This window comes from Pseudomonas sp. Tun-23181 (genome assembly GCF_057415455.1).
Window position 1 is genome coordinate 730,626 of sequence record NZ_CM171630.1, and the last position, 12,879, is coordinate 743,504.

General features: G+C 54.9%; 9 protein-coding genes. 8 read left to right on the forward strand and 1 reads right to left on the reverse strand.

Going from position 1 to position 12,879, the window contains the following annotated elements; genetic code table 11:
• The first annotated feature begins 174 nt into the window (after positions 1 to 174).
• From ACDI39_RS03820 to ACDI39_RS03830, 3 genes are read left to right on the forward strand one after another with little or no spacing between them, the layout of a single operon-like run.
• The gene (locus ACDI39_RS03820; RefSeq protein ID WP_099593283.1) at positions 175 to 1,428 is read left to right on the forward strand and encodes a tyrosine-type recombinase/integrase; all 1,254 of its coding nucleotides are present in this window, start codon (positions 175 to 177) and stop codon (positions 1,426 to 1,428) included.
• 11 nt (positions 1,429 to 1,439) lie between these two features.
• The gene (locus tag ACDI39_RS03825; protein WP_486537691.1) at positions 1,440 to 2,960 is read left to right on the forward strand and encodes a tyrosine-type recombinase/integrase; all 1,521 of its coding nucleotides are present in this window, start codon (positions 1,440 to 1,442) and stop codon (positions 2,958 to 2,960) included.
• Positions 2,947 to 4,422: a hypothetical protein gene (locus tag ACDI39_RS03830; RefSeq protein ID WP_486537693.1), complete on the forward strand. Its 1,476-nt coding sequence runs from the start codon at positions 2,947 to 2,949 to the stop codon at positions 4,420 to 4,422. The genes ACDI39_RS03825 and ACDI39_RS03830 overlap by 14 nt, the downstream gene beginning before the upstream one ends.
• 145 nt (positions 4,423 to 4,567) lie before the next feature.
• Here ACDI39_RS03830 and ACDI39_RS03835 read toward each other — a convergent pair whose 3' ends face one another.
• Entirely contained in the window at positions 4,568 to 5,872 is a 1,305-nt protein-coding gene (locus ACDI39_RS03835) for an IS1380-like element ISPa33 family transposase (protein ID WP_010793081.1), read from the reverse strand.
• Between ACDI39_RS03835 and ACDI39_RS03840 the strand changes: the two genes are divergently transcribed.
• From ACDI39_RS03840 to tnpC, 5 genes are all read left to right on the forward strand, one after another.
• Positions 5,845 to 6,624 carry a hypothetical protein gene (locus ACDI39_RS03840; protein WP_486537695.1) on the forward strand — a complete coding sequence of 260 codons (780 nt, stop codon included), beginning with the start codon at positions 5,845 to 5,847 and terminating at the stop codon, positions 6,622 to 6,624. The two genes, ACDI39_RS03835 and ACDI39_RS03840, sit on opposite strands and share 28 nt — an antisense overlap.
• Positions 6,625 to 7,072: 448 nt before the next feature.
• Positions 7,073 to 8,473: a hypothetical protein gene (locus tag ACDI39_RS03845; protein ID WP_486537697.1), complete on the forward strand. Its 1,401-nt coding sequence runs from the start codon at positions 7,073 to 7,075 to the stop codon at positions 8,471 to 8,473.
• Between the two features lie 423 nt (positions 8,474 to 8,896).
• Entirely contained in the window at positions 8,897 to 9,208 is a 312-nt protein-coding gene (locus tag ACDI39_RS03850) for an XdhC family protein (protein ID WP_486538947.1), read from the forward strand.
• A gap of 246 nt (positions 9,209 to 9,454) precedes the next feature.
• Positions 9,455 to 12,469, forward strand: coding sequence for a Tn3 family transposase (locus ACDI39_RS03855; protein WP_042933573.1), 3,015 nt, complete (start codon positions 9,455 to 9,457; stop codon positions 12,467 to 12,469).
• A complete protein-coding gene (gene tnpC / locus ACDI39_RS03860) occupies positions 12,466 to 12,828 on the forward strand; it encodes a Tn3 family transposase post-transcriptional regulator TnpC (protein ID WP_023911045.1) in 363 nt (120 codons plus the stop codon). The genes ACDI39_RS03855 and tnpC overlap by 4 nt, the downstream gene beginning before the upstream one ends.
• Positions 12,829 to 12,879 lie beyond the last annotated feature (51 nt).

Here is a 12,879-nt window from a genome sequence, read left to right on the forward strand (position 1 = left end):
CAGCGGCTTATATGAGCATTCGCATAATGTATATTATGTTAAACGACAGGCTATGTGATAAATGTTCATGAGCCTTGTAAGGTACTGATTCGACGAATCCGGTTTGGATGACTAGTCTTGCAACGGGCCATGTATTTCTTGTTCATGGCGAGACCTTGAATGAGGTGTCTGCCAATGAAGCTGGTTCAGTCTCATTTCTCGTCAGGCCAGCGCGTGCCAGTGCTTGTGCAGGATGGTTCAGCGGCGCCCTTGCCCAAGCTGGTCCCATTTATCTACGTCCAGCTCAGATTCAAGCATCGTGCCTACAACACCGTCGCAGCGCACCTGCGTGCGATCCAGGCTTTCTACACCTATGCCGAAAGCCGGGGGCTTGATATCGATGAGGCCATCATGGCCTGTCACTTCGAGACGATTTTGGCACTGCTGGACGGTTACACCCTCTGGCTCCAAAGCGGTCGCCAGGCGGATAATCTGGTCGCCCGAATCGGCACAACTGCAACGGCATCTCTGCCACCGATAGATCCGCACACCCGTGACCAGTACCTGCGGCAGTTGAAGCAGTATCTGTCCTGGTCTGTTACACGATACATCCCGCGCGCTCGTCAGAATTCAGCCACTCAAGCTAACCTCGAGGTGGCATTTGCAGATGTTGCCGACGTCATTGAGCGACGCTTTGACAGCCATATCACCAATGTTCGTCCCGACCATGCCCGTTATCGCAGCCTGACCGATCCCCAACTCCAGATCGTTCGCACACTGATTCGTCCGGGTGCTGTGGGAAATCCGTTTCCCAAGCGATTGCAGTTGCGCAATTGGCTAATGATTGAATTGTTGCTGGAAACCGGCATGCGTCGTGGAGAGCTTTTGAAGCTCTACACCACGGATATTAATAAGGGTTCTCAGCACGCCTATGTCACCATCAATGACCGCGAACATGACCCCGCCGACCCACGTGCTGAAGAGCCTGCGCTGAAAACCCACGGACGAACCGTAGGTATTTCGGCACAGTTGTATGAGGTCTACGAGCACTACATCCAGAGCGAACGGCGTCCTCTACGTGACGGCAAACCAATGAAATTGCTGCACCGCTATCTGTTCATCTCTGACAGAGGCCGCCCGCTGTCGATTCGCGCATTGTCTAACGTCCTCGATCGGCTTTTTCTGACCATTGAACTGGCGCATCCGGGGTTGTTGCCTACTCTTTCTGCGCATGACTTTCGCCACACCTTCGCCGACCGTTTCTTGGCTTACCTGGTCGAGCAGCGTGGGCACGACCTGGAGCGCGCCACGGACGAACTGCGGCGAGTCTGCGGTTGGGCTGAGACTTCGGCGATGCCACGTCGTTATGCAAGTCGTTATCTAGCCGAGTCGGCCAACCGCCATAACGCGCAGCGTGCCTCGGCAGCTTGGGGCCGACTTGACAGTTAAGGAGGTTCGTCGTGCCTAAATCAGCCGATCCCAAACAGGCATCACCCTCCTCCTCTCTTTCGGCCTACGTATTCGAGGGCCCGGCTCTGGTTGCGATTCGAACTCGCACCAATGATCAGCCAAAGTACGTCGATACCCGTTTGCCGGTGTGGACGTGGTACGACGGCGGGCTCGCAATGACAATCGATTGGGCTGCGCTTCAATTGAACTCAGAGCTCATCGAAATTGGCAAGGGCTTCATGGCTTACGCACTTGAGAAATACGCGCCTCGAACAGCGGCAATGTTCGCAGACTCCCTTCGCTCTTTATCTAATACGAACCTAGCGACTGGGCTCCCTTGGGAATCCGCTGAGCTAAGCTCAGCTCTTGAAAAGTTAAAAAAATCTAGAAGAGCTTTGGTAGGATTTCGGGGGTTTTATCGTTGGGCAAACGATAGAGGAATTAATGGGTTCGACACAAGATCTTACTTAAAAGTCAAGGATGCAAGATCGGATCGGGTTGATCCGTATGCGAGGATTTTTCTCTCGCAGTCTAGCTTAGAGCTCGATGAAGAAATTCGGTTGCTAAACCGCATCGGACGAGATTTATCATTTTGCACTTGGGAGGAAATCCAGCTTAATATGGCGCTTCACTTGGGTTTCGAACTCGCACCAAGATCCATCCAGTTCCATTCGCTAGACATTGCCGATTTTGAATTAATTGAAAGTGCTGATCATGAGACATACTATACTCTATGGCTCCCCATGGCCAAAAAGATCGGCCAGCGCAGGCCTGAGCGGCGCCCCCGCAAAATAACCACCCGCCTGGGCGAGAAAATCTCACGGCACGTTTCAGAAATTCAACGCCGTTTTGGTAGCGACTGTGAACCATTATTCGTCAATCCTTGTGGACGGCGTCTCTCGGTTCTTGAAATCGGTTCAGGCCTCAAACACGAGTTGCGTGAAGCTGGGATAGATAGGCCGAATCAAGTAACCATGTTGTTGCGTCATCACCTCGGGCAAGGCTTGGCGGATCAGGGAACTCCGGCGGACATGATTGCCGAACTGCTCGGACACAACAGCACGGTTGCAGCGCGTGCTTACGTAACGGCCACCCCCAACATTGCCCGGGTCAAAGAGAAAGCACTAGGTAAAAGCCCGGCCTATCAACGCATCATGCGGAGCTTATTAACTGGGGAAATCGTCCAACGCCGCGATGCGGCTCCTGAAAGAGCCGTCCGCGGTGTCATTGATACGCAATACATAGGCGATATTGGTGCCTGCGCCCTGCCCGTTCATACCCACTGTCCCTACAACCCTATATACGCGTGCTACACCTGCAAGAAGTTCCACCCCTTTGCTGACGGCCGCCATGAGCAGGTAAAGGATGCGCTCCAGCGGGAGGCCCAACGGTTCATTGATATGGCAGAACTAGCCGGTGACCTCATACACAACCGGCCCCTCGCCCAGCATCAGACAACCATCCTAGCGGTAAGCGCTACGATCGAGCGTTGCCGGCAACAAAATGAGGATGCTGCAGATGACGCTGTCTAAAGCAAGTCAACGCCTCGAAGGTTTTGTTACACAGGAACAAGCGATTTTCCATTCGCTACCGATTTCAACACCGTGGGCGTCATCGTTATGGGGCGTCGGAGGCTGGTTACCACAACGGGGAAAGCAAAATACGCTCACCTTCGAGACGCACCGGCAAGCACTCGAAAAAACGGGCTATCCTACTCCGGCGAAGGGCCCACTCCCTCTCGTGTTCCAAGATTTTAACAAGGCCCTGATTGTGTATTTACAACGCACCCGGAGCCTAAAGTTTTCAATGGTGGCTGCATACAATATTGCCGTCCGGCGGCTATATAACCCCTTGTTTGAGCGCGGAGTATCCGACCCCACACAATTGACACGTGGCGACTTTGATCGCGTCGTGGGATTTCTCCGTGAGAGCGGCTACAAGAATCTCTATGATGCGATCTCTCACCTCCAAGTAATAGCGGATACGATTGATAATCTGCAATTAACCGAGATCGCCATCCACTTTGAGCATGATGCGAAACCGGAAAAACGCCGGCACGATTACATTTCACTGCACGATCCTGATCGAGCGATAAAACAGCGTAAATCTGATGTTAAATTACCTTCTCGTGAGGCGATGGAGGCATATGCTATATGTTCGAACAATCCACTTAGTGACGGCGAAGAAATTTTGCTGCGAGTTATCGACTTATTGATAGCGACTGGGCAACGAGGTAACGAAGTAACAGTAATACCCTATGATTGTTGGGTCGAAAGGCCGATCAAAGGGGCGACAGGAGAAGTAGTTGTCGATGCCCATGGCAAGCCTCTGGTCGAATGCGGGGTTAGATACTTTGCAGAAAAGCAATTTCAATCACGGGTTCACTGGCTGGCTGAAAGCGATATTCCTCTAGCCAGGCGCGCAGTAGAGCGATTAAAAACGCTAACCACGGAACAACGAAAAATTGCCGCCTGGCAAGAGCTCAACCCAGGACGTATTTGGAGTTACCCCCCTCAGTCAGTGATCTCCGATGCAAAAGTCTTGGACTGGCTAGGTTTTAGCGAATCAAGAAGCGCAAGCAGAAATCTATACCTTTTCCTCACACGCAACGGTGTCCATCCGTTTGACAATGAACCGGACGATAAGCGAGGAAGGTCGTTAAAGCGGCGCTACGTCGCTGGGGAGATTGAGCGATTGATCGTCCCGAAGCTCCGTGGGCACGCGGTGCTGACAGAAAATGTCGGGGGACAGGTTCGTATTGTACTTAGAACCAGCGAAACGCTTGCCATCGCTTTCGACGGGCAATTTCGTTTCGGTGGACGTGATGCGAATGTCTTTCGTGCGGTCCCGCGTCGGGTCACCATCGTGGATATCAATCACGCATTAGGCGACGATGAAAAATACACGTCCATTTTTTCGCGCCGTTCATTAACCGAATCCGATGGGACTCCGATTCGCCTCACAAGCCATCAGCCTAGCCCGGATTTCTCATGAGGCCGGCAGGCGTGGCCGGTGAAGCCTCGGCGTATCAACAACCTGCCTTCCACCGCTAAAAATTGATCGTTTTTTATTCAATTCCCGCGTATGGGGCGCACTGCCCCCTTTCCCCCATTGAGCCGGGCCGGGGGCGCCCGCCTGTTCAGGTCGGCTTGAGGCGGGCAACCAGCCCCGCAAAGAGTTCCTGATGCGGATAGGCCTCGCTGATCAGCACGCGGATGCGCCGGCTGTTGCGAATGATCACCGCACCGATCTTGAGCAGTTTCAAGCGCAGGTTATGGATGCTCATGCGCGCCAATGCGGTGCCCTGGAGATGATCGCGTAGCCGTTCGAACAGCACATAGGCAAAGGCCGACAGCATCAGCCGCCACTGGTTGGTCCACCAGCGTGGGCTGGAGGTGCGGTCGGCGAACAGATCCAACTGTTGGTCCTTGATCCGATTCTCCATGTCGCCACGGCCGCAGTAGTCTTCGTAGTACTGCTGGGCAGCATCCTCGGCAAAGCGGGACACGACGATGAAGCGTGGATTGGCACCCTGCTCGCCATGTTCCAGGCGCGACACGACCAGGCGGCGCCTACGCCAACTACCGGCCTGATAGAGGAAGCGATACACGCCGGACATCTTCTGCCCGGTTTCTTGGTAGGCCTCGGCGACCGCTTGCATGGCCGGCGCCGCCATCCGCTGCAGGCGGGTGTTGCGGGCCAGACCCACCACATAATCCACCTGCTTGCGGTCACACCAGTCGAGCATGCGATGTCGGCAAAAACCGCCGTCACCGCGGAACACGATGCGGGTCTCTGGCCAGAAGCGGCGAATGAACTTGACCAGCAGTGCCAGGATGGCCCAACTGTGTCGGGCGCCATCGATGTTGCTCGGGCGCAAATAGCTCACCAGCAGATGGCGACCACAGAACACATAGAGCGGCAGGAAGCAGTAATGGTCGTAATAGCCATGGAAGAAGCGCCCTTCCTGATCTCCATGCACCGGCACATCGGTCGCATCGAAGTCGAGCACGATCTCAGCCGGCGCCTGGTCATGCTGGGCGATGAAGTGCTCCCACAGCAGGCGATGGGCTTGCACCACCGTTTCGCGATCGGCTTGCTGTTCCAGGCGCCCCAGAGTGGATTTGCCGGCCAGCGGTTGCAGGCGGTTGACCGCAGTCTGCAGCGCGTAGTCATGGCGCAGGCCGTCATGATCGTTGAGATCCTCGTAGCCGGCGGCCAGTGCATAGATACGCTGGGCGAGCAGTGTCTGCAGTCCATGCTGGACACGCCCAGGATCACGCCGATCGGGAACGATTTTGGCCAGGCGGCGGGTCAAGCCATGTTGCCGGTCGACCTCGCGCAGCAGCAACAAGCCCGCATCCGAGGTGATGTGACCACCGGTGAAAGAGGCCTCGACGAGGCGGCGAGAGAGGGGTGAAAAGTGGAGTTTTTCTGGTAGCATTTTGTGCGCGGCTGAAGACTTATGGGGCTTTGTTTGGCGACAAGAATCATAAGGCTTTCAGCCGTTTTTGTTTATGCGGTCATGAGAAATCCGGGCTAAACAAAATCGCTGCCCCTCTTCTCAGATCCCTCGCACTTGCTCCAGGTGATGCGGAGTCAATCGATTGGACAGGTTGCGCGATCGAGGTGGAGTTCCTGCCGAACAATCAGGAGCCTCGCACACTGGCGCGACGTGCAGAGCTCAATGGCCAAGCAACTGTGCAGGAGCACTTGGAGCAATACCTTCTGACGCTTCCAGATCTCCGGTGTTTGTATTACGACCATCGCTCAGGCGAGGCCGCCGACTACATCTGCGTTACTGTCAATGCAGCCCATGAAGTGAACGTAACCCTCTATCACTGTAAGGGTGCAGGAGGGCCAGCTAATGGAGGGCGAGTTGGTGATGTGTATGAGGTTGCGGGGCAGCTGGTAAAGTCAGCTCACTTCTGCAACGTCGCAACCTTGCTGCATCATATGGAAGATCGCATGCATCGCAGACACACATCTCCTTCGTACTTTGTCAGCGGGGACTGGGATGAAACCTACGAGTTGCTGCGGTCAACACCTGCAACAGCTCTTACCTTCACGGTGGTAGGCGTTCAACCTGGCATTCGGCGCACCATGGTTGATGAGCGCATGAGCGATTTGATGGCGTTCTGCATAGGCTACGCACGTCAGGGCGCGGCAAAGGCTTACTGGCTAGTGAGTGAGTAGCTGTAGCGGGTGCTGGAAGATGCGATGTGTCGAGGTTTCGCACCGCCCGGCCTGAGGGTGAACTTAAATTCTAGTTGGCACTACCACAGATCGGCGCCCAGCCATTGCATTGCAATGGCTAGCAGTTACCAAGATGCCTCGAGAATTATCCAAATGCACTCAATGGATCGCTGCCCTCCCCGATTCATCGCTGGTTGCTCGACGTATTTCTTTTGTATTCCAGCACCTGATGTCAATCCGATCGTGAATGGCCCAGCATAGTCGAGCCCATCCACTTGATTACACGCTCAAGCGCGTATGAACTGCGCCAATGAGCGTGCAGTCGAATAAGGCGCTTCACCTGCGCCAAGACCATGCTCCATGGTTCGCGAAGACTGCCCGTCGAATATAGCCACCATCCAATCTCAGTGGTTATAGTCTCAGCCACACTAGGATGGGCAATGAATACATGACCTACGCACTGATAGACAACGCCACCCTCACTGCCGTCCAGCGCGCCACCGGCGCGGTTGCGGTCAAGACCAGCGATACGATCAATGGAGACCTGTGCGCGTTAGAGAATTTCCTGCAAGGCAACCTCTTTTACGACGACCTCCTCTGCATAGACAACTACAAAGCAGATCACAGAGAAAGCCGCAAGCAACAATTCCCCTACCTCAGGTTCTTGTCGCCTTCCGAGTTCGGGCTGGACGGGGTTGATACGCTCGCTCAAAAAGAAGCATCACTGATTCGTCCTGAAATTCGCGGCGGCGAGTTCGTGGATGAGGACTTTAGTGCCCTTTTGGAGCAACTGAAAATGAACATGGTCTGCACCTGGGATCAAGCCTCCAGTGTGTATTACCTAACCATGAGGATGCTGGGCTACCGTGCGTCCGACGACTATGGCAAATACAGTGCCCTAAGCGCAGCAATCTTCGCAGAGTTAAGCGATGCCAGTGAAACGCGCGGACGTTGGTCGAAAGATGTCAAGCTAGTGGGTTCGGATGGCCACGAATTCAGCAAGTCAGAGTTCACTAGAGAGTATCCTGGTGCCTATGGAGGTCCCACCAAGCAACTCGAGATGTTCGTCGCCTCGCTGAACTGGCTCGCGTACAAATCAATTTATTACACGACTGCAGCCAAACACCTGAAAGCAGACTCATTCATTCATCCCATCAGGCATGCCTATCAAGTGCACTGGATGAAGAAATCCGGCGCCTTCGGCCATGACTTCACCGCCCGCCTCCTGGCAAACCTCTCGGACAAAACCAGTACGAGCATTTCGGAAATCCGGTCGCACGGAGCAACTCAGACCGTTGCTTTGGACCTGCCCTTGTTTTCGGCATGGCTGACTCAATCCGCCGGAAGCGTTTCCAGTGCGATCGAGGCAGCTCGACAGATCCGCAGCGAAGACCATTTCGTAACGATGCGTGAAACCCTAAAGGCCATTCGAGTTGCCTTCGACGAGCAAGGGCTCGCGAGTGGAAACAAGCGCATCACCAAGCTCATGGATGATGTCGACAAGATTTGCGGCGACCTTAAACGCAGCTACGGTCTCAGGTCTGCCCAAGGTATCCAGGGGAGCTTTCTAATCAAGGCGGCAAGCTCTGTTACTAGTCTATTTGGGGTTTCGTTACCCGACCGGGATTTCGCTCTCTCCACTCCCGAGTTCTTGAAGTCAGAATCGACTAAGGCGTTTACAACGGTTGTCAAGGACATCACCAAGGAACTCACTGCCATGGAGCGCTTGGGGGGGGGGCGGGATCTGATGGCCAGGTGCTTCAAGATTGAAGGTGAAGACTTCGGCGGGCCGAAGGTTCAAGAGCCAAAGTTCCGATGGGTGAAGTCTGGGTGGCAGATGCCTATGTGAAGTAGAGTCACCTGCGTATTTTAGGGGCTAATCCGTCATACGAAACGAATGGGACTTTACGAAACCCCAAGAAACCAATCGACGCCCTTCGAAAATTGAAATTCGGTAGGGTTCCCAGCCATCTACGGAAAGGAATTTTGTGATGGCAAGCCCCCAATGCGACTCCCTGCCCGGTACCGCAGCGTCCTCACCGCTGAGGAGCTGCCAAAGTTCGCATCGACCAGACGAGCGGAAAATCTCGTCAATAAACATGGATCTATGAACAATCGCATTCGTTTTGATGCTATTGAGCCAAGTGCAGTGCGCTGGAGAGCGTCTTATGAACATCTGACATCGCCCACTTGTTAAATTACGTATATGCATTTATCGCTGGAATTTGGTCAGGTTCCTAGCGAGCTGATAACGAATGCTGCTGTGGTCATCATGTCTCACAGTTACTTACAAGATCGTCACTGGCTGGCTCAGAGCCTAAATCAGGGCCCCTCTTATGTAGGTCAGTTGGGGCCACGTAGCCGCACAGAGCGAATGCTCGCTGAGATACCCAACAGTCACTCACAACCGGCATTCGAGCAACTTCACTATCCGATGGGGTTGGATATAGGTGGGGATACCCCTGAGGTTATAGCGTTGTCTCTTTTGGCAGAGATAACCGCTCACTTCAACGGTCGTAAAGGTGGAATGCTGAAGGCCCGTGAAGCCCCCATTCATGATGCAGAGCCCGTGACGCAACACTAGAAACGTGTACGCGCCCTGCCCCGGTAGCTTGCAACGGCAACTGGATTAGACGTTTGAACCAATACCAACCTGGCAGCCACATTCTCCTCCCTACGAAACCAAAAGCCCTACAGCGGGTCATGCCGAGATAAAGGGAAAATTCACTCACTTCGCTTTTAAGCGGTTGATCCTGAATGGTTTTTCAAATCGCGCGCACAGTCTCTGATCGTGGACTATCTTTTCTGACTCCTCAGAAAAGGAGGTTCTATGGCTTCATTAGAGCGCACGGCGTACCCCACTCTGTCAAAGACGTATTCAAAAGCTGAGCTGCAGCGTGATTTCTCCTTTTCCGATGATGAGATTAAGTGGGTACGAAGCAAGTCCAAGGCCCCCTTTCACCTCAATCTCGCCGTTCTCCTCAAGACCTTTCAGGTACTTCGATATTTCCCTGATATCACCGACGTGCCTGATCAACTGGTGGCGTTCATTCGTGGAGAGTTGGGCCAGCGTAGCAAGGTGAAATTCGCTGAGTACAAGTGGTTTCAGCAATATCGCCATATGAACGCCATCCGAGCTCGTCTCGGCGTGACTGCATTTTATGGCTCAGATGCTATCGAGGTTGCTGAGCGCCATGCCAAAGAAATGTCGTTCGTGCTTGATCAGCGTGCCGACATCATTAACTCGGTGATTGAAGAACTGATCCGCCAGGATTATGAGCTACCTGCGTATTCGACCCTGAATGATCTCGCTGAGCGGATTCATACCGAATCCCAAGAGGCAATATTCAACCTTGTGGTAACCAGAACGCCAATCGAGGTGATCCATAAGCTAAAGGAGCTGCTCGACACTGACTTCGGTCGACGCCAAAGCGACTTCAATGCACTGAAACAGGCGCCCAAGAAGCCATCTCGCAAGCACCTGGAAGTGCTGATCGATCACTTGGCCTGGCTAGAGAGCTTTGGGGACCTGGAAGCCATTTTTGACGGGATCGTCGATGCCAAGATCCGCCACTTTGCTGCCCAAGCTGCTGCGTCGGACGTCTCCGAGCTGAAGGACTGTTCGCTGCCGAAACGCTACACACTGATGCTGGCCCTGATCTATCGAATGCGAGTGCGAACTCGGGATCACCTGGCCGAGATGTTCATCCGACGAATATCGACGATCCACAAACGCGCCAAGGAAGAGTTGGAGCAAATCCATGCGCGGCAACGCCAGAAGCTGGAGCAACTGGCGGCTACCCTGGACGGCGTGGTGCAGATTCTGGTTCAAGAACCGGATGACCAGGAAGCTGGCAGCCTGATTCGGGAATACCTCTCCCCCGATGGCAATCTGGATCGGTTGCGTGAGACTTGCGCCGAAGTCCAAGCTACCGGCGGCAATAACTACCTGCCGCTGATCTGGAAGCACTTCAAGTCCCATCGTTCGCTGCTGTTCCGTCTCAGCCACCTTCTCCAACTGGAACCCACGACTCAGGATCGATCACTGATCCAGGCGCTTCTGCTCATCCAGGACTGCGAAAATCTACACCGCGAATGGATCGGCGAGCACGTCGACTTGTCGTTTGCCTCGGAGCGCTGGATCAAGGTCGTTCGTCGTCCTACCAGTGAGGGACCACCGACCAACCGGCGCTATCTGGAAGTCTGCGTATTCTCCTACCTGGCCAGCGAGCTGCGCTCCGGCGACATGTGCGTGCTGGGGTCGGAATCTTTCGCTGACTACCGCAAACAGTTGCTGCCCTGGGAAGAATGTCTCCAGCAACTACCAGCTTACTGCGAAAAGGTGGGGCTTCCTGGTACGGCGAAGGAGTTTGTTGCCTCCCTCAAAACCCAGTTGGAGGAAACCGCGCAGCAGCTGGATGAAAAATTCCCCTCCTGCCGAGGTGACGTATCGATCAATGAAGCCGGCGAGCCGGTGCTGCGCCGAGTAATCGCGCGGGACATCCCGCCTTCGGCTATCTCGCTGCAGACAGCGCTCATGCAGCGCATGCCGGCCAGGCATGTGCTCGACATCATGGCTAACATCGAGCATTGGATTCAGTTCACACGGCATTTCGGGCCGATGTCCGGTAACGAGCCGAAGCTCAAAGAGCCTGCCGAGCGCTACCTGATGACGATCTTCGCCATGGGCTGCAACCTAGGCCCTAACCAGGCCGCGCGGCATCTGGCCGGTAATGTCACGCCGCACATGCTCTCCTATACCAATCGCCGTCACCTCTCGCTGGAGAAGTTGGACAAAGCTAACCGCGAGCTGGTGGAACTCTACCTGCAGCTCGACCTGCCCAAGCTCTGGGGCGACGGCAAAGCGGTGGCCGCGGACGGTACGCAGTTTGACTTCTATGACGACAACCTGCTGGCCGGCTATCACTTCCGCTACCGCAAGATGGGAGCCGTGGCCTATCGGCACGTGGCCAACAACTACATCGCAGTGTTCCAGCACTTCATCCCGCCGGGCATCTGGGAGGCGATCTACGTGATTGAGGGGCTGCTCAAGGCTGATCTTAGCGTCGAGGCTGACACGGTGTACTCCGATACCCAAGGGCAGTCGGCCACGGTGTTTGCCTTCACCCATCTGTTGGGCATCAACCTGATGCCACGTATTCGCAACTGGCGCGACCTAGTGATGTGCCGGCCGGATCGCGGTGCTTCGTACAAGCATATCAACCGCCTGTTCACTGACACTGCCGACTGGAACCTGATCGAAACCCATTGGCAGGATCTGATGCAGGTCGCGCTATCGATCCAGGCCGGCAAAATATCCTCACCTATGCTGCTGCGCAAACTCGGCTCCTACAGCCGGCGCAACAAGCTCTACCATGCGGCACAGGCACTGGGCAGCGTGATCCGTACAATCTTCCTGCTCAACTGGATCGGCAGTCGCGAGTTGCGCCAGGAGGTCACCGCGAACACCAACAAGATCGAGTCTTACAACGGATTCTCCAAGTGGTTGTCCTTCGGCGGCGATGTGATTGCTGAGAACGATCCGGACGAGCAGCAGAAGCGGCTGCGCTACAACGACATGGTGGCCTCGTCGGTGATCTTGCAGAACACTGTGGATATGATGCGCATCCTGCAGAAGCTGGCCCGCGAGGGCTGGCAGTTCACCGATGAAGACGTGTCTTTCCTCAGTCCCTACCTGACCAGCAACGTCAAACGCTTCGGCGAATTCAACCTCAAGCTCAACCGGCCACCAGAACCCTGGATCAAGGATTCGGTGTTTCAACAAGCCGCCGGCTCGCTGCGAGTCAACACGGCCAGCAGGGCCGATGCCGAGGAGGCAACATGATCGAGATTCCACCGGCGTCTTTTCACATTACCCCCTACGGCGAAGTGGATGCTGTGGCCCTGGAAAAGCTGCGAGAGGACTTCGACACCTCCCAACTTCTGCGATTGGTTGACCGACTGGATGCCTGTCTGGCCAATCTGGGTGAAATTGTGGCCGTCCGTGATGAGTTGCTGAAGCTTCACGCAATGGCTCTTACTCTCGTAGAGGGCTCGGCACTGACAGTGCCGACTGAGAATGCCTGCATCTGGTCGGAAGCCGAGTCGCTACAACAGGATCTTGAGGCCCTCTCTGAGTGGGTGCAATCAGCCCAAGCAGGGATCGTCCCCTTGCTCGGTCTTGCACCTGATCATGTATTGTAGGTGGCCTGGCAGCCCCGGTAGACCGCCGATCCACCTTAGCTCTACGGCCCC